The organism is Neptunitalea lumnitzerae (genome assembly GCF_027924185.1).
Classification (GTDB): Bacteria; Bacteroidota; Bacteroidia; order Flavobacteriales; family Flavobacteriaceae; genus Neptunitalea; species Neptunitalea lumnitzerae.
The window spans coordinates 1,554,374-1,573,150 of record NZ_BRVO01000001.1; the positions used below are offsets into that span (position 1 = coordinate 1,554,374).

At 33.1% G+C, this 18,777-nt stretch carries 15 protein-coding genes and 1 riboswitch; of the genes, 9 read left to right on the forward strand and 6 right to left on the reverse strand.

Annotated elements, in window-relative coordinates:
* Positions 1-76: 76 nt before the first annotated feature.
* Positions 77-496, forward strand: coding sequence for a hypothetical protein (locus Y10_RS07005; RefSeq protein ID WP_281764644.1), 420 nt, complete (start codon positions 77-79; stop codon positions 494-496).
* On the opposite strand, the gene Y10_RS07010 is transcribed toward Y10_RS07005, so the two are convergent.
* The 4 genes from Y10_RS07010 to Y10_RS07025 all read right to left on the reverse strand — a co-directional run bounded on the left by Y10_RS07010 (position 493) and on the right by Y10_RS07025 (position 4,513).
* Positions 493-1,107 carry a deoxynucleoside kinase gene (locus tag Y10_RS07010; protein WP_281764645.1) on the reverse strand — a complete coding sequence of 205 codons (615 nt, stop codon included), beginning with the start codon at positions 1,105-1,107 and terminating at the stop codon, positions 493-495. The two genes, Y10_RS07005 and Y10_RS07010, sit on opposite strands and share 4 nt — an antisense overlap.
* On the reverse strand, positions 1,107-1,892 hold the full coding sequence (locus Y10_RS07015; RefSeq protein ID WP_281764646.1) for a hypothetical protein: 786 nt from the start codon (positions 1,890-1,892) through the stop codon (positions 1,107-1,109). Before Y10_RS07015 ends, Y10_RS07010 begins: the two co-directional genes overlap by 1 nt.
* A 67-nt stretch (positions 1,893-1,959) precedes the next feature.
* A complete protein-coding gene (locus tag Y10_RS07020) occupies positions 1,960-3,204 on the reverse strand; it encodes an OmpP1/FadL family transporter (RefSeq protein WP_281764647.1) in 1,245 nt (414 codons plus the stop codon).
* Positions 3,194-4,513, reverse strand: coding sequence for a DUF4270 family protein (locus tag Y10_RS07025; protein ID WP_281764648.1), 1,320 nt, complete (start codon positions 4,511-4,513; stop codon positions 3,194-3,196). Before Y10_RS07025 ends, Y10_RS07020 begins: the two co-directional genes overlap by 11 nt.
* Before the next feature lie 355 nt (positions 4,514-4,868).
* Between Y10_RS07025 and Y10_RS07030 the strand changes: the two genes are divergently transcribed.
* The 7 genes from Y10_RS07030 (at position 4,869) to Y10_RS07060 (ending at position 12,758) form a co-directional block, all read left to right on the forward strand.
* Positions 4,869-5,864 carry a Kelch repeat-containing protein gene (locus tag Y10_RS07030; RefSeq protein WP_281764649.1) on the forward strand — a complete coding sequence of 332 codons (996 nt, stop codon included), beginning with the start codon at positions 4,869-4,871 and terminating at the stop codon, positions 5,862-5,864.
* Between the two features lie 109 nt (positions 5,865-5,973).
* On the forward strand, positions 5,974-6,324 hold the full coding sequence (locus Y10_RS07035) for a DUF4907 domain-containing protein (protein ID WP_281764650.1): 351 nt from the start codon (positions 5,974-5,976) through the stop codon (positions 6,322-6,324).
* A 16-nt stretch (positions 6,325-6,340) separates the two neighbouring features.
* Positions 6,341-7,426: a sensor histidine kinase gene (locus Y10_RS07040; protein ID WP_281764651.1), complete on the forward strand. Its 1,086-nt coding sequence runs from the start codon at positions 6,341-6,343 to the stop codon at positions 7,424-7,426.
* 2 nt (positions 7,427-7,428) lie between these two features.
* A complete protein-coding gene (locus tag Y10_RS07045; protein WP_281764652.1) occupies positions 7,429-8,160 on the forward strand; it encodes a LytR/AlgR family response regulator transcription factor in 732 nt (243 codons plus the stop codon).
* 131 nt (positions 8,161-8,291) lie between these two features.
* The gene (locus Y10_RS07050) at positions 8,292-9,158 is read left to right on the forward strand and encodes a GLPGLI family protein (protein ID WP_281764653.1); all 867 of its coding nucleotides are present in this window, start codon (positions 8,292-8,294) and stop codon (positions 9,156-9,158) included.
* A gap of 12 nt (positions 9,159-9,170) precedes the next feature.
* The gene (locus tag Y10_RS07055) at positions 9,171-11,873 is read left to right on the forward strand and encodes a carboxypeptidase-like regulatory domain-containing protein (protein WP_281764654.1); all 2,703 of its coding nucleotides are present in this window, start codon (positions 9,171-9,173) and stop codon (positions 11,871-11,873) included.
* 288 nt (positions 11,874-12,161) lie between these two features.
* Complete coding sequence (locus tag Y10_RS07060; protein WP_281764655.1) at positions 12,162-12,758, forward strand: NUMOD4 domain-containing protein; 597 nt, start codon at positions 12,162-12,164, stop codon at positions 12,756-12,758.
* Positions 12,759-12,842: 84 nt separating this feature from the next.
* Here the strand turns inward: Y10_RS07060 and Y10_RS07065 are convergent, their stop codons facing one another.
* Both Y10_RS07065 and metK read right to left on the reverse strand, forming a co-directional pair.
* Positions 12,843-13,424 (reverse strand): LOG family protein, encoded by a 582-nt coding sequence (locus Y10_RS07065; RefSeq protein ID WP_281764656.1) that lies wholly within the window; start codon positions 13,422-13,424, stop codon positions 12,843-12,845.
* A gap of 37 nt (positions 13,425-13,461) precedes the next feature.
* Positions 13,462-14,715, reverse strand: a complete 1,254-nt coding sequence (gene metK, locus Y10_RS07070; protein WP_281764657.1) for a methionine adenosyltransferase — start codon at positions 14,713-14,715, stop codon at positions 13,462-13,464.
* A gap of 266 nt (positions 14,716-14,981) precedes the next feature.
* A riboswitch (SAM riboswitch) is annotated at positions 14,982-15,094 on the forward strand.
* A 266-nt stretch (positions 15,095-15,360) separates the two neighbouring features.
* Here metK and thrA point away from each other — a divergent pair.
* Positions 15,361-18,762, forward strand: a complete 3,402-nt coding sequence (gene thrA / locus Y10_RS07075) for a bifunctional aspartate kinase/homoserine dehydrogenase I (RefSeq protein WP_281764658.1) — start codon at positions 15,361-15,363, stop codon at positions 18,760-18,762.
* Positions 18,763-18,777: the final 15 nt, after the last annotated feature.

An 18,777-nucleotide genomic window follows, 5' to 3' on the forward strand; every position in this document is an offset into this window, starting at 1 on the left:
AATGTGAGAATTGGTTTTTGTTTGTGTATGATAAAAAAAAGAAGGAAATTAGTGGCGCCTAACTTAAACCAACACGATGAGATTATTAAAACTGTTTTCAGAAAAACGGAGTTTTTTTGATACTGCTCCACACGTTGCTTTTGTGGTCGCAAAATCTTCTAATGGATCTACCATAGGCTGGCAAATAGCTTGGGGTAAGGGTGTGAAGATTAATACAAAAGCACGTAAAAATTTAAAGAAAAAAGTATCAGGTAAAGTGATATTTCAATCTGCTCATGAGGAACATGGTCATTTTTCACCACGTGGATTTTGGGTTGTTATTAAGAGTAAGAGAAATTTAAGTTCCAATTCAGATTTTATATCGTATGGAATGGGAGCAGATACTGGTAGCTACCAAAATGCCGAAGAAAAAGCATTGCTAAATCTTAGGCATTATGATAGTGATTGGAATGAGAGCCATGGTTACACCATTTCAAAAAAAGGTGTTTTTCATTAGAATAAACCATTAAGCTCGGCGTCAATTCTATTGATGATGTCTCCTAAATCTTCAGGGTTTTCTACAAAATCTATATTGTCTACATCTACGATAAGGAGTTTTCCTCTATCGTAGCCTTGTATCCATGCTTCGTATCTTTCGTTTAACCTACTCAGGTAGTCTATAGAAATTGTGTTTTCATAATCTCTACCTCTTTTATGTATTTGTTTTACCAAATTGGGTATAGAGCTTCTAAGGTAAATTAAAAGGTCTGGAGCTTGTACTAAGCTTTCCATTAGCTCAAATAATGACGAATAGTTACCAAAGTCTCTATTGGTCATAAGTCCCATTGCGTGTAAGTTTGGTGCAAAAATATGAGAATCTTCATAAATGGTTCTATCTTGTATAATAGTTTTACCACTCTCTCTAATTTGAAGTATTTGACGAAATCTACTGTTCAAAAAGTAAATTTGTAAATTAAAACTCCAACGTTCCATTTGGTTGTAAAAATCATCAAGGTAGGGGTTGTCTACTACATCTTCTAAATGTGGTTCCCAATTAAAATGTTTAGCCAATAACTTTGTTAATGTTGTTTTACCGGCTCCAATATTTCCTGCTATTGCGATGTGCATTATTCTATATTTTGTTTGGAGTATGTTGTTAATTTGTTCGTCCCGTCAAAAATATATAAGTTCTCTTTATTTAAAAAAATATCTTGTATCAAAATAGACTCGGGAAGCGATATTGCTTTTAATTCTGTCTGGTTTAGATTATAAATCTTATTGTTTGTAGTAACTATTACTACATTATTTTTATAGGAGCTCATGGTTTTTCCGTTCTCAAACGGAATTTTACTCAAAAGACTGCCATACGTATTGTATTTAAGTATATGTTTTGAGGTAAGTAACCAACAAAAGTTGTAGTTAGATTTCATGTCAATTACGGTTTCCTGAATAGGAAAACCTATAGGGAGAAATTCCGCTTTGTTTATATCGTGTATGAACAACTGCTGAGCGTTCATATCAAAAACCCAATTGTTGTTAGAATTTGCTGTTGTGGCAAATTGTATGTTTTTAAAATTAGTTAGTAACGAAAAGTTAATCTCCAATACACTGTTTAAATTATTGTCTAGAACTTCAGCTGTATTTAACTTTTTATAAAATACAGTGATACGTAATGGGTTTAGTATGTCTACACTGGCAATATTACTTAAAACGAGATTGTTGTATTGGTAGGTAGTTTTATCTGTTTGTTTGTAAAGCACATTTTTTTTTGAAAAGTATAAGTTTAGAAAATCATCTACCCCGTAAAAAGAATCAGCCTCTAAAGTAGTAGATGCTACTTTTTTGTAAACAATATCATTTTGTGAAAATGATAATTGACTGATGATAAAGCAGATTATAAAAAAAATGCGCATTTAGTAATTTTTTTTAAAGGTACTAAATGCGCTAAATAAATCAATAAAAATCTAAATGAATACGGTCTTAGTTTATTTTAGATTTGACAAACCAAATATTTTCCAAACTTAAGTTGATACTTAGTAAATGATAATTTTCTTTTGTTAGGGTAGAGGAAACAACACCCCTTTCTCCATAAGAGTATGATACATTTATAAAGGAGTTATTTTTTAAACTTAGTGGCAACCCTAAACCTAAGGTAAGTGCTTTATTATTAATGGTTTCTTGGTTAATAGATAAGTAACCATTGTCATATGTTAAACCAGCTCTATACCTAACACGATCCCAATATTTAAAGCTTCTTACGTTTCCTAAGTATTCAAATCCGGCTCCTATAAAATCTTGATCTTTAAAAGAGCCTAGGTTGTCCTCTTGGTCTGTAGCATCCCAAAAAGATCTTCGGTAATCTGCATTCACGGTAAGCTTGTTCCAAAATGTTTTTTTGAAACCTACTGCAAACTCAAGAGGTAAGTCAAAGTTATTAATATCTAGTTCTTCCTCATCCTGTACCGTAACTTCAACTAAATCTATCACTTTAGATACTTCTATATCTTGTGAAGCATGAAGGCTTGTTGGGAATTTTACTGTGGCACCAAAGCCAAACTTTTCAGAAGGTTGATATTGGAAACCTACTGTAGCGCGTAGGTTTTTATAATAAGTATCTCTGTCAATATACAAATAGTTGCTGTCATAATCTACAACTTCTGTTTCTTCAATATTACCAAATATATATTCTAGTCCGGCACCAATATTTATTTTATCAGTTAATGCCATACCGTAGTTGGCTTTAAAGCTATTTAGTCCGCCGCTACCAGTAACGTATGTGGTGTAAAGGTCAGATGATCCTTCTACATTGGTTTCTAGTCCTACAAGTTCGTATCCAACATTGGTAAAAGGTGTTAGGACAATACTCATTGCAGCTTTGTTAGAAACAGGGAAAGCAATTGCAAGGTTGCTAAAATTAGTTCTCCATTTGCTGTCTTCAGATTTGTTGTTTTGGTAAGTATCCATTTCTCCTGTAAAACCTACATCAAACATAAACGATTTGTTTGTCATGGTAGCCAAAGAAGCAGGGTTGAGATTGTTTATTTCGTAAAAGCTTTCTAGCGCCACCCCGCTTTTACCCAATGCATTTGTTTTACCAAGATTAGCTTCGTTAAATACTCCTAAACCGTATAAGGAGTATGGAGATCCTGTTAAGTTATTCGTTTGAGATAAAGCTATTTGTGCCAATATTATAAGCACTAACGTTATATAAATTCTATTCATCATAATAAAGTGCATATGTTATAACCAATTCTGCATTAAAATCTTCAGTATTTCCATCGTTAAAAATGATTCTATTCATGGTAGTTTCATAGTCTTCTGGTAGTAAACAAAGTGATAAATCTTCAATGCTATCGCTGTTTAATAGATTGTCTACATAAGAAATTAAAGGAATGGTGTAATAGGTTTCTCCAAACTCTGTTTTAGAGGTAAGTTTGGCAATTATTTCATTACCAGCGTAATCGTACAAAGCATCAGAGATTGCTTGGTGTCTGTCTAGCACGTATACAGATAGGGAATCACTTAAGTATCTATTATCAGAGTAGTTAGCACCACTAACATAAATTTTAAGATAGGCGTCCATAACAGTACCACTATTACCAAGATCATACAGCGATTTGATATTAGGTATAGCTATTTTACTAGCTATGCCTGTACCTGTTTGAAGGTAGAAAGAGTTGCCAGTAGTAGTAGAACTATAGGTGTTTTCTTCATCTTGAAAGTTTTCGAAAACAGTACCTGTATAATCAGTTTCAATATGGTTAAAATAGGTTTGAGGTTCTGCGCTATTATCTATAACCAGATCGTAGGTCTGTGGTTCTGTAGAAATATCTTCAGGAACTGAGTAGTAGAGTCTTAGCATGGTATAATCGCTACCTGTAGTAAAACCTATAAAATTGCCGTTATCATTATACTCAGGTTGTATTGTAATACCATTAAAATTATCTCTGAAAAGGTCAACATCAGTGATGTCTTTATCTCTTATTTTATTAAAAATATTTTCTCCTAGTGGATAATTCAATGTAATTCTTATAGAGTCTCCTTCCATTGGTTTAGGAGTAAACGTATGCGAACCTAATAAAATAGAGGTATCATAATCTAATGTGCTTGTATTATAAAAATTAGATTCATTGTCGGCAGGTTTTACATCTTCTGTTATTTCATACACGTTATAGGTCATTTGAGAAAGGGTGTCGTTGTAGAAATAGTTGTCGTATCCCATAATTAGAACAATACTATCAAATACACCTTCGTCATCAATATCATAATGCTGTGGTACCATTTCTAGATAAGAGGAAGATTCACTTTTCCCAAAAATGGGGTCGGTATACGAGCCTAGTAAAATTCGCCCTAGAGTAGGAAATGGTATACTGTCAAACTTAAATGTTGAAAAGTCGACACTCATGGTGTCTATTTTATGTATTACAGTACTCGTGTTAGTAAACGATTCTCCTGCTTCCAGAGTAATGTCATCTGCTGTACTGCAAGCAATAATGCTAATAGTAATTAGGCAAGACCAAAGAAGTTTTTTCATAATCTTTTAATGTTTTGCCCAAAAGTATCTGTAACTATATATATATAAAATCATATTATACGTAATAGGCTATTTTAAAGACTAATACCGCTATTTTAAGGATGTATTAATATAGGCTTGTTGGTAGATTTTAATGCCTGTTTGGTAGGTTAAAACATAGGGTTTGTCTATTTGATTTTATTACAAGATTATGGCTAAATAGATTTGTTTCAGAATAAGATTAGAAGCACTGTGAATTAGGTGAGTTTTAATACAGCTAAACTAATAATTGGGGATAGTAAATACAAAATTATAGCATCTTTTTATAAGTGTGATTAATCTAAATAATTTAAGAATATATAACTCTAAAAAGGAAATGAGAAAAACTAGTAGATTAAAAAGAATTGGAACATTTGCTGTTTTTGCAGCACTGTTAGTGTCTTGTAACAATGATGATGATTCTGATAGTATAGGTAACTGGGTTAAAAGATCTACGCTAGATGGTAAGGCAAGAAGTAGTGCAGTTTCATTTGTTATAGGTAATAAAGGATATATAGCTACAGGATATGATGGAGATGATTATTTGAATGATACTTGGGAATATAACATTTCTAATGATTATTGGATGCAGAAGGCAGATTTTCCCGGGGCTGCTCGTACAGCAGCATCGGCTTTTGTTGTAAGTGGAGAAGGGTATGTTGGGTCTGGTTATGACGGGACTAATGAGTTAGGCGACTTCTATAAGTTTGATCCAGACTCTAATACCTGGACACAAATTGCAGATTTTCCTGAAAACCCTAGAAGAGGAGCAGTTGGTTTTGCAGGAAGCTCTTATGGGTATTTTGGTAGTGGAACTGATGGCGATAATGATAGAAAGGACTTTTGGAAGTATGATCCTTCAAACGACTCTTGGGAAGAAATAGTTGGTTTTGGAGGAGATAAAAGACATGATGCAGTAACCTTTACTATTGATGATAAAGTATACTTTGGAACTGGGGTAGAAAATGGAACTTATTTAACCGATTTCTGGATGTTTGATACTTCTAGTGAAACCTGGACAGAGTTAGAAGATTTAGATGATGATGATGATTACGATGTAATACGAAGTGGGGCAGCAGCATTTTCAATAAACGGGTATGGTTATATAGCTTGTGGGGTGTATAGCTCTCAGCTAACAAGTGTTTGGGAGTATGACCCATCAAATGATACTTGGGAAGAGAAAACAAATTTTGAACGTGAGTCAAGATTATATCCGGTTGCTTTTTCTACAGGAACACAAGGTTTTGTTTTGCTTGGTAGAAATGGAAGCAACGCTTACTTAGATGACATGATGGAGTTTGATCCGTTTGCAGAATATGATGATGAGGACTAATTTTTAGAGTTTTTTTTAGTTCTTAAAAATAGAGGTTCGGTGTTTAATTTCCCCCTCCGGACCTCTTCTTTATCTTTTTTTTAAATAATTGAATAAATAAGCCGAAAGAATGAGCGTAGTTGGTAGAAAGTCTTTACTTATAACAGGGATAGTTGTTTTATTATTAGTTTCTGCATTTGGTTTTTTTAATAAAGTAATTGCAAAAGAACCCAAAGCAGATGAGCCAAAGGTAGAAGTGTATAAGGAAGAGAACGGATATGCTTATAAAATTTTATATAATGATAAAGTTATAATAAATCAGCCATTTATTCCTGCAGTAGCGGGTAAGTTTGTATTTTGTACAGAGGAGGATGCACAGAAAACAGGTGAGTTGGTAAAAAATAGATTTATTTTAAATGAAAATCCCACTATATCTGTAAAGGATATTAAAAGATTAGAGATATCTTTAGACTGTATGTAATTTTAGATAACAAGCTATGAAGTTTACTTCTGAAAGAAAAATAATATCAGTTCATGTACTTGTATGGGCTTGTTTTTTGTCCTTAAGTTGGGTGCAGTTTTATACTGATTTTAAAGAGGTTACTGCTGAATTTTATTATAGTAAAATAATAAACATAGCTATATTTTATCTTAACTATTTGTATTTTGTACCTCGTTTTTTATTAAAACGAGAGTTGGGTAAGTATTTGCTTTTAGTATTATTTATCTTAGTGTTAAGAGGTTTGTTAGGAGAATTTTTTCAACCAGATTTTGTTAGGTTGAATAGAATGGGAGAAGTGTTGCAGAAGCTTGGGCATAACAATCCAATGCCTCCTATGGAAGGCTTTAAGCCAGATATGGAACATGGTGGACCACCGCGTATGTGGGCTTTTAGATATGTAATGCCAACTATTGTTCCTTTTTTACTTATTGTTATTGGAGCAGTAATAAGAATGTATACCGAATGGAAAATAACGGAGGATACAAAAAAAGAGATAGCAGCAAAAAAGGTTTCTTCAGAACTTCAGTTTTTAAAAGCACAATTAAACCCACATTTTTTATTTAATTCTTTAAATACTATTTATTCGTTATCAGTTAAAAAATCAGCGGAAACACCTGAAGCTGTTATTAATTTATCTGAGATGATGAGGTATATGTTGTATGAGGCAGATAAAGATTTTGTGCCGCTAGAGAAAGAGTTAGATTATTTACATAATTATATCTATTTGCAAAGACTGCGTTTAGCAAATGATCAGGAGGTTAGTTTAAATATTCATGGAGATTACCATCATAAAAAAATTCAACCTTTATTGTTTGTGTCGTTCGTTGAAAATGCTTTTAAGTATGGTACTGACTTTACCGGAAAAACTAAGATAAAAATTGTAATACGAATAGAAGATGATGGTCTTTCCTTTTATTGTGAAAATGTAATTGGGCGTGTAGATAAAGATAAAAATAGCTCAGGTATAGGGTTAGAAAATACCAAAAGTAGGTTAGCGTTATTATATCCAAATTCTCATGAGCTAAACATCAATAATAAAGATGGGAAATTTACAGTACATCTAATTATAAAATTTAAGTAGTTATGAAGTGTGTAATAATAGATGATGAGCCATTAGCTATAGATGTTGTTAAAAGTTATTGTGAGCGGATAGATTTTATAGAGGTGGTTGGTGTTTTTACCAATGCTATAGATGCGCATTTGGTTTTAAATAGCAATCAGGTAGACCTTATATTTTTAGATATTGAGATGCCACAAATTAATGGTATCGAATTTATTAATTCAATTTCTAATAAACCCTTGTTTATTTTTACAACGGCATACTCTGAGTATGCCTTAGAAGGATTTGAGTTAAATGCTGTAGATTATTTAATGAAGCCCATTCCTTATCACCGTTTTGTAAAATCGGTGCTTAGAGCTAAGGAAATTATGAATTTTAAAAACAACCAAATACCTTCTATTATGAATACCTTTCCAGCCTACGGGTCTGTAAAAGATGAACCAAAATTAATTTTTTTAAGATCCGATTACGAGAACGTAAAAGTAAATGTTAATGATATCAAGTACGTTCAGGGATTAAAAGATTATCTTAAGGTAACTTTAGAAAGTACACATAAATCTATTATTACGCTTTCTAACTTTAAAGATATATCTGAGAAATTACCCAAACATAATTTTATAAGAATTCACAAATCATATATGGTAAATATCAACCATATTAAATCAGTTCAGAAAAGTAGAGTTGTTATAGGGGAAGAGAAGATACCTATTGGCGATAGCTACAAAGCCGATTTTTTTAATAGACTTGGTATTTAACACTAGTTAGCATTAGTTAACTCATAAAAACTCCCGATTACAGTTACTTTATATTCTTAAAATAAACCTTTTTTAATTTATATAGTCTTATGACTGTATAACTAACCTAGGTGGTGTAAATCTTACTTTATATGAGAAAATACTATTATTACACTGTTTTGTTTTTTAGCTTCATGGTAAGCTATTCACAAAATTTTCAGGGAGTAGCCTACTACGAGTCTAAAACAGCTGCAAATTTTGATTTTGATAGGGGTAGAGATATTCCTGAAGATATGAAAAAGCAGATGGAGGAACGAATGAAGCGTATGCTAGAAAAAACCTTTATTCTAACATTTAATTCTTCAGAAGCAAATTATCTTGAAGAAGAGAAATTAGAAACTCCTGGCCAAGAGGGAGGGCGTAGAATGTTTGGTTTCATGGGAGATAGTAAGTACTATAAAAATATTCTAGAGAACAGGTACGTAAATCAAAGAGAAGTTTTTGGTAAGGTGTTTTTAATAAAAGATACGTTGCCTAAACTTACGTGGAAATTAGAGTCTGAGACTAAAAAGATTGGTAATTATACATGTTACAAGGCATCTGCTGTAAAATCTGTTGATAAACTTGATTTTAGAAGTATGCGGCCTCCAAGAAGACCAGACAATAGTAAGGATGCAGATACAACAAAAACATCTTTATTAGATGAGGTTACAATGCCTAAAGAAATTACAATAGTAGCGTGGTATACTCCTGAGATACCAGTTAATATGGGACCCGATGAGTATAACGGCTTACCGGGTTTAATTTTAGAAGTAAATGCCGACCGTACAACTATTTTGTGTTCTAAAATTATATTGAATCCTTCTCATAAAGAAGATATTAAAGAACCTACAAAAGGTAAAGAAGTATCTCAGCAAGAGTTCAATGAGATTTTAACTGCTAAAATGAAGGAAATGGAAGAGAATTTTCGAAATGGTGGCGGTCGTAGAGATGGTGGAGGAAGACCTGGTAGATTTTAAAGATACGAAACCATGATTCGATTTTTATTAGCTGCCGTTATTGCACTTTTTGCAAGCAATACCATGTATACTCAAAACATAACTGTTAAGGGAGTAGTAAGAGACCAAGAAGGGAAAACATTAGAAATGGCAAATGTAATAGCTATTAATAATGAAACCCAAAACCTAGATGCATTTGGTATTTCTAATACTGAAGGGAAGTATAAACTTAGTTTAAAAAGTGGAACAACCTATACCCTTAAAATTAGTTTTTTAGGATATAAGCCAATAGAGGAAACGTATACCGCACCAAATGCGGATACCGAAAAAGATTTTATAATGGAGCTAGCAGCAGATGAGTTAGATGCTGTAGAGGTCACTTATGAAATGCCAGTAACCGTTAAAGGAGACACCATTGTATATGATTCTGATGCTTTTACCAATGGTACTGAAAAGAAATTAGAAGATGTGCTTAAAAAATTACCTGGAGTAGAAGTTAATGATGATGGAGAGATAGAGGTTGAGGGTAAAAAGGTAACCAAAGTAATGGTAGAAGGGAAGGATTTTTTTGATGGCGATTCTAAATTGGCCACCAAAAATATACCTTCGGATGCAGTGGACAAAATTGAAGTTTTAAGAAACCATAACGAAGTAAGTCAGTTAAAAGGACTTACCAATGATGAAGATAATGTAGCCTTGAATATTAAATTGAAAGAAGGTAAAAAGAACTTTTGGTTTGGAGATATTACGGTTGCTGCAGGGCTAGATGAGCGTTATTTGGCGCATCCTAAATTATTTTACTATAACCCTAAGTATAGTATTAATATTATTACTGATTTAAATAATATAGGGGAGCTACCATTTACCATGCGAGATTATTTTAATTTCACAGGAGGTTTTAGAAATTTAAATAGTAGAGGTGGTACCAGTTTTAGTGTATCTTCTAATGGTTTAGGATTGTCAACGCTTCAAAATAATAGAGCTAAAGAAATTGATACCCGATTTGGTGCTGCTAATTTTAGTTACTCCCCAACAAAAACATGGGATTTAAGTGGTTTTTTAATTTACTCCTATTCAGATACGCAATTAGAGGAAGCTAGAATTAGAAAATTTGCAGACCCAGATAATGCTAATAATCAATTTGGAGAAGAGGAGACAGCTTATACAAATACTTCTCAAAATACCAATTTAGGGTTGGCCAAACTGAGTTCTACCTATAAACCTAGTAGCAATCTACAGTTTGATTACGATGCGTTACTTAAATTATCAGATCAAGAGGAGGCTACTAATGTGGTTTCAATATCTAGTGTAACTGATGAGATTGATGAAAATAAAAGTCAGAAACCGTTATCTATAAATCAAAATGCTAATTTATACTATACGCTAAATGATAAGAATATTTTTGCATTAGAAGCACAGCATCTATACCAAAACGAAGATCCATTTTACAATGCTATTAGGGCAGAACAGCCTTTTGTTGGTATTGTACCTACAGATAATAGCCAAAGCGTGTACAATATGAATCAGGAAAAAAAGGTAGAAACTAGTAAACTTGAGGCGAAAGTAGATTATTATTGGGTGCCAGGTCCTAAAAGTAATTTAAATTTTACATTAGGAACCACACAGAGTAAACAACAATTTAACTCTCATATATTTCAAGTATTAGATGATGATAGTACCTTGGGGTTTAATGAGGAAGAATTAAATAATAATGTAGATTTTACGTTTTCAGATGTGTACCTAGGGTTTCATTACAAAGTAGTTTCAGGTAAGTTTACCTTTAATCCGGGTTTTACAGCACACACTTATAAAAGTACCAATGAACAGTTAGGAACAACTGTTTCCGATGAGTTGGTAAATATTGTGCCGGATGTGTATGTGAATTTTCAAATGAAAAAATCTCAGAGTTTGCGGTTTAACTATGCTATTAGCAGACAATTTACCGATGTAAATAATTTTGCTCAGGGATATGTTTTTAGTAACTATAATAGCATGTATAGCGGAAATAGAAATTTAGAAAGTGCTTTGTATCATACAGTTTCGTTAAACTTTTTTAGTTTTAACATGTTTAACTTTACAAACATATTTGCTAATGTAAGTTATAGCAAACAGTTAGATGCCTTTAAAAATAGTAGTGCTATCACTGGTATTAATCAGGTGAGCTCAACAATTAATTCAAACTTTGCAGATGATAATCTTACTTTTAACGGTAGATACCAACGTACATTTTGGAAACTAAAAGTAGCTACAGGGGCTAATCTTTCATACGCTAAAAGAAATAATATTGTAAACCTTGAACGAAGTGTGTCAGAGTCGTTTACTCAAAGTTATAATGGAAGTATAGCTACTAACTTCCGGGAGGCTCCTAATGTAGAGCTTGGGTATAGTTATAGCTTAAATGACTATGATAACGCAGGGTCTACAACTGTAAATTATACAGACAAGCCTTTTGTAAAATTTGATGCAGCTTTTTTAAACGGTTTTATATTTACAGCAGATTATGATTATTACCATTTTAGGTCTAAAGATGCTACCGTAGATAACGAATATGATTTTTTAGATGCGGCATTATCATACCAAAAACCTGACAGTAGTTGGGAGTATAGTGTTGAGGTTACCAATTTGTTAAATACCACTAGTTTGAATCAGGATAGTTTTAGTGATTTATATAATACTACCTCTCAATATTATATTCAGCCAAGATATGTTATGCTAAAAATTAAATATAATTTATAGCAAACAGTTAGGTGCAGTTTTGGCCTTTGCTTTTTGCATATTTTTCAATGAAATTATTGAAAGATTTGTCTGAGATTTTATGATGAATATTTGGGTTCAACCTGTTGATTTTAAGGATGTTTTTTGAAGAATAGAGAGTTAATCTTAAAATAATGCTAAAAAATTAGGGTATAAAAATGGTTTGGTATGTATTTTTAATATAAAGTGTTATATTAGCACAACTAAAAACAACTCCCCAACCGTTGTTAATGTTAATTTATATAGTATTAACCCAAACCCTTATTAGGAATGATTAGAAATTTTTGGAATGAGACGTGGAAGCCATTGGAGTTTGATGACAAAGTTTGTAAAACAGAAAAATTTAAAATCTCAAATTACGGACGAATCATTGATTGCAGAGGCGAAGAGGAAGTTCTTGTAAAACCTAAGTATGTAAATGGGTACGAAAAGCTAACCGTTAGACTTTCACCTGATTACGTAAAAGAGAAACAAGAAGCTACCAAGAAGAAGATTAATAAGTTTACAACACGTTATGTTCACAAGCTTGTTGCTGAACATTTTCTTGAAAAAGAAGAAGGTAAGCAGTATGTAATTCACGTGAATTACGAGAAAAAAGAGAACAAGGTTGAAAACCTTAAATGGGCTACCAAAAGAGAAAAGGAACTACACCAATTCTCTAATCCTGAGTTTAAGAATATTGATAGAGGAGACCGCATCAAGTATTCTAAACTTACTGAAGGTAGAGTAAAAATCTTAAAGAAAAAGTTATTAGATCCGAACAGAAGAACTCGTTTGAAAATTTTAGCAAAGCAATTTGGTGTTTCTGAAATGCAATTGCATAGAATTAAAACTGGTGAAAACTGGGGTCACGTAACCATTGATTAATATAATGGTTAAACTTAAATGAAAAAGGACTTTAAATGCTAAAATTTAAAGTCCTTTTTTAATTATGAATGTTAGATGTTGGTTTTAAATATCTTCTTTACCAATCCATTTGGTAACTTCTGGTGCTATGTAGGCCTCCATTTTTGTTAACAAGCTTTCTACTGTATCACTAATTACAACCATGTCTCTGTATTCAGGTTTTAATAACCCTTTTTGTGTCATGGTATCTAAAAAAGCTATAAGTTCGTTATAATAGCCTTCAGTATTTAAAATACCTATAGGTTTTTTATGTAAACCTAGTTGTGCCCATGTAAGCATTTCAAAAAGTTCATCAAGGGTACCATACCCTCCTGGTAGTGTAATTACTCCGTCGCAAAGCGTATTCATTTTTTCTTTACGCTCTAACATTGTTTCTACCAGAATAAGCTCATCTAGCCCATGATGCGCAATTTCTTTTTGCTGTAAAAAGTAAGGCAAAACTCCAATAGCTTTTCCATTGTTTTCTATCACTCCATCGGCAACTTTACCCATTAATCCCAGTCGAGAACCACCATATATTAAAGCAATGTCTCTTTTTGCTAAAGTTTTACCTAAAAGGCTGGCTTGTTCTGCAAATGCAGGTGAATTTCCGCTACTAGATCCACAGAAAACAACAATATTTTTCATGTTTAAAAAAGTTTTAATTTCTTAGTTATAAAAATACTTAAGAAATTTTAAAAACTTCCTGAACTTTATCAACATAGTCTAATTTTTCCCATGTAAAAAGTTCTACTTCTTTAGTAACAGTATCACCGTTTGGTGCGGTAAAAGTTTTGGTAATTGTTTGTGGTTTTCTACCCATGTGCCCGTATGCTGCGGTTTCACTATAGATAGGATTTCTAAGTTTTAAGCGTTGCTCAATGAAATATGGGCGCATGTCAAATATTTCAGAAACTTTTTTAGCTATTTCACCATCAGTAAAACTTGTTTTATTGCTACCATAAGTGTTTACATAAATACCCATAGGTTCTGCAACACCAATAGCGTAACTAACTTGTACTAATATTTCATCGGCAACACCAGCAGCTACTAAATTTTTAGCAATATGTCTGGTTGCATAAGCAGCACTTCTGTCAACCTTACTTGGGTCTTTACCAGAAAAAGCACCACCACCGTGGCCACCTTTACCACCATAGGTGTCAACAATAATTTTACGCCCTGTTAACCCGGTATCTCCATGAGGTCCACCAATTACAAATTTTCCAGTTGGGTTAATGTGGTACTTAATATCATCATTAAAAAGGTGCGCGTATTGCGGATGCTTTTTAATAATTCTAGGAATTAAAATTTCTGTAATATCCTTTTTAATAACAGCCAACATATTTTCTTCTGTATCAAACTCGTCATGCTGAGTAGATAATACGATAGCTTCAATACGTGATGGATTGTTATCTGCGCTATATTCTAAAGTAACCTGACTTTTAGCATCTGGACGTAAATAGGTGATTTCGTCATTTTCACGTCTAATTACAGCTAATTCCTGTAAAAGTTTATGAGATAAATCTAAAGCCAAAGGCATGTAATCTTCCGTTTCATTAGAGGCATAACCAAACATAATACCTTGGTCACCTGCTCCTTGTTCTTCTTTATTAGCCTTGTCTACACCCTGATTAATTTCGGTAGATTGTTCGTGAATTGCTGAAAGAACACCACATGAATTGGCTTCAAACATATATTCACTTTTAGTATATCCTATCTTCTTGATGACTTGTCTGGCTATATCCTGAACGTCTAAATATGTGGTAGACTTTACTTCTCCGGCTAGTATTACTTGTCCGGTAGTAACTAATGTTTCACACGCTACTTTTGATTCGGAGTCAAAAGCCAAAAAGTTATCTATAAGTGCATCACTAATTTGATCTGCAATTTTATCAGGATGTCCTTCACTAACGGATTCTGATGTAAAAAAATACGACATAATCTTTTCTCTATTAAATTTATTTAAGTAGAGGATTGAATGACCGACAGGATTATCTAAAGAGTAGAAATGTACTGCTTTAGCATTTTTTATGGAGGTCGCAATCAGTCAAATTTATCCTCTTATGGGGCAAAGGTATGAAAACAAATTTTAATTAAAACTTAAAAAGTGAGAATATTTTAATGCTAAAAAAAATTAAAAATGTTTGGTTTGTTTGTGTAATATACCGTTACTTTGCATTGTTAAAAGTTCAAATACTTATTGAAATGTTATCAAGAAAGGCGGAGGGAATAGACCCTGTGAAGCCTTGGCAACCCTTTATTCTTTTATAAAGAAGGTGCTAAATTCTACCTTGTTACTTTACTTGGATAGATAACTAAGTGTAATACACTTCCTTGTGTTACTTCAAATTTCTTTATAACATCCTTCTTTAAGCAGCACCTAGTTTTTGGGTGGTTTTGACTTTTAGTTTAAATTTTTATTTAACTAAATGTATAGAAAAATGAATACGAATTATGTATTAAATGAGGTTTTGTTGAAAGGAGTACACACATCTTTACGCCACGCTTATATGATGCTGTTAAGAACAAAATCACAATAGCAGCAACAATAAGATTTTAATTATAATAATTAATACGTAAAGAGGTGTCAAGCAAGTTAGAAACAATACATATAGAATCCTTTATAACAGAAAGTGGGGTAGTATTTAAAAACCTTCCCTTAAGTTATGAGCATTTTGGGCAACCTATTGGTACTGCACCAGTGGTGCTGGTAAACCATGCGCTTACTGGTAACTCAAATGTATCTGGAAACACAGGATGGTGGAGTACCCTTGTAGGTGAGGAAAAAAGTATAGATACAAATGTATACACGGTTATATCATTTAACATACCAGGTAATGGGTACGATGGTTTTGTTATTGAAAACTACAAGGCTTTTGTTGCAAGAGATATAGCACGCATATTTCTACAGGGGTTACAGCTATTGCATATAGAGAAGTTGTATGCTTTAATAGGCGGATCGTTAGGTGGTGGTATTGCATGGGAAATGTGCGCTTTAGATACTGATATAGCTACACATTTGATAACCATAGCTACCGACTGGAAAGCTACCGATTGGCTAATAGCGAATTGCCAAATACAAGAACAAATTTTAAGAAACTCAAATAACCCCGTGCACGATGCTCGTATGCATGCTATGTTATGTTACCGAACACCTGAGTCGTTTAAAGCAAAATTTCAGCGAACAACTAATGCTGAGTTAAAAATTTTCAATGTAGAGAGTTGGTTGTTACACCATGGGGCGAAGTTACAAGAGCGTTTTCAGTTATCTGCTTACAGGTTAATGAATCAGTTATTAAAAACGATTGATGTAACAAGAGGTAGAGAACATATAGAAGAGGTTTTTAATAGTATAAAAGCGGCTATACATATTGTAGGGGTAGACTCTGATTTGTTTTTTTCTGCGGAAGAAAATAGAGATACACATAAAAAGTTAGCACAGTCTAAAAGCAATGTAACCTATGGCGAAATTAAATCTGTACATGGGCACGATGCTTTTTTAATAGAATTTGAACAGTTAGAAAAATTGATTACTAAGGTGTTTCCATCACCTAAATATAAAAGAATGAAAGTACTGAAATTTGGAGGGAAGTCATTAGCAAATGGCGAGGGATTAGAGAATACGCTTGATATTATAAGCGAAAAAGTAAAAGCAAAAGAGCGTATTGCGGTGGTAGTATCTGCCAGAGGTAAGGCTACTGATCAATTGGAAGCAATGCTTCATAAAGCGGCTCTAGGAAAAGATATAGCTGATGATTTTCAAAAATTTAAAACCTATCAGCTTTCAGTAACCGATGTGGATATAGCAGAAGAACTAGCAACTCTTTTAAAACTCTTTGAAGGGGTAGCATTGTTGAGCGATTATAGTGAAAAGGTAAAAGACCAAGTGCTTTCACAAGGGGAAATTATATCTGGTAAAACTATTGCTAAACTATTAAATGATAAAGGTGTTAAAGCCAATTTTGCAGATAGTAGAGCATTGTTAGTTACGGATAGTACTTTTGGAAATGCACAGCCAAACCATACAGTGTCTAAAGAAAATGTAATTAATCATTTTGAGGCACATAAAGATTCAGTGCAAATAGTAACTGGTTTTATTGGTGCTACTAAAGATGGTGAAACCACTACCTTGGGTAGAAATGGTAGTAACTATACTGCTTCTTTATTAGCAAATTATTTAGATGCTGAAGAATTGCAAAACTTTACACATGTAAATGGTATTTACACTGCGAATCCAGACTTAGTAGCAGATGCAGAAATTATTAAGGAGCTGTCTTACGAAGAGGCGAATGAGTTGGCTAATTTTGGGGCTAATATATTACATGCTAAAACCATTATACCATTAATTGAAAAGAACATACCGTTACGTATTTTAAATACATTTAATAAAGATAATAAGGGCACTTTTATTCATGCAGAAGCGCCAGAGTGTGGAATTAGATCGGTGTCTACTTTTCAAAATGTAGCTTTAATAAACTTAGAAGGTAGAGGTTTATTAGGAAAAGCGGGGGTAGATGCTCGTATCTTTAAAGCACTAGGAACAAAGCAAATTAGTGTGAGTATTATTGCGCAAGGATCTTCTGAAAGAGGAATTGGTTTAGTGGTAGATTCTAAAGATGCCTTTGAAGCTAAAAAAGCGCTGGAGCAAGAGTTTGAACACGATTTCTATACCAACGATGTAAGTGAGGTATATGTAAATACAGATGTATCTGTAATATCTATAGTAGGACAAGAGTTAGCTACGTTTAATAAGCCTTATGATGCACTTATTAAAAATCAAATTGTACCCTTGTTATTAAACAATACGGTTACTGGTAAGAATGTTAGTTTGGTAGTGAAAAGAGCTCAGGTAAAAAAAGCTATCAATATTATTCATGGGGAGATTTTCGGAATTTCCAAAAAGGTAAATTTAGTAGTTTTTGGTCATGGAACTGTAGGGGGTACGCTTATAGACCAAGTGTTAAATGCCCGTGAAAATATTTTAGAAAGAAAAGGCTTGGCTGTAAATGTGGTAGCTATTGTAAATTCTAGAAAAATAGTATTTAATCCGGCAGGTATTTTAGGAGATTGGAAAGCTCAACTAAATACAGAAGCAGTAGCTAATGAAGGATTAGATACCTTATTGCAATTGGTTGATAATGCGCATTTAGGAAACTTAATTGCTGTAGATGCTACCGCTAGTAAAGACTTTGTTGTGAATTACATTCCTTTAGTTAAAAATGGATTCGATTTAGTATCTGCAAATAAAATAGCCAATACCATTTCGTTAGATTTCTATAAAGAGTTACGAGTGGTGTTAGATGAATACCAGAAAAAATATTTATATGAAACCAATGTTGGGGCTGGACTTCCGCTTATTGATACTATAAGTTTATTGCACAATTCAGGAGAAAATATTACCCGTATTAAAGGTGTGTTTAGTGGTACTTTAAGTTACTTATTTAACACCTTCTCAGAAAGTGACCAGGCGTTTAGTGAAGTATTACAGAAAGCTATAGATAATGGGTATACAGAGCCAGATCCGCGTGATGATTTAAGCGGGGTAGATGTAGGTAGAAAATTACTGATTTTGGCTAGGGAGCTAGATTTGGCAAATGAATTTGAGGATGTTAAGATTCAGAATTTAATACCTGAAAATTTACAAGATACTACAGTGCCTGAATTTTTAGAGCGATTATCAGAATTGAACCCGGTATTTGATGAGATTAAAAAGAACCAAAAACCAAATCATGTGTTACGTTATGTAGGTGATTTACATGGTGATTTGTTTAAAGATGATGGAGCAGCGTTAGATGTGAAGTTGGTGTCGGTGCCTAAAGAAAGTGCTTTAGGACAAGTAAAAGGTTCAGATTCTATCTTTGAAATTTATACGGAGTCTTATGGAGAACATCCTATAGTTATTCAAGGGGCTGGTGCAGGTGCAGCTGTTACTGCACGTGGTGTATTTGGAGATATATTACGTTTGGCAGAAAAAAATATTCACTAATTTGAAAAAGAAAAA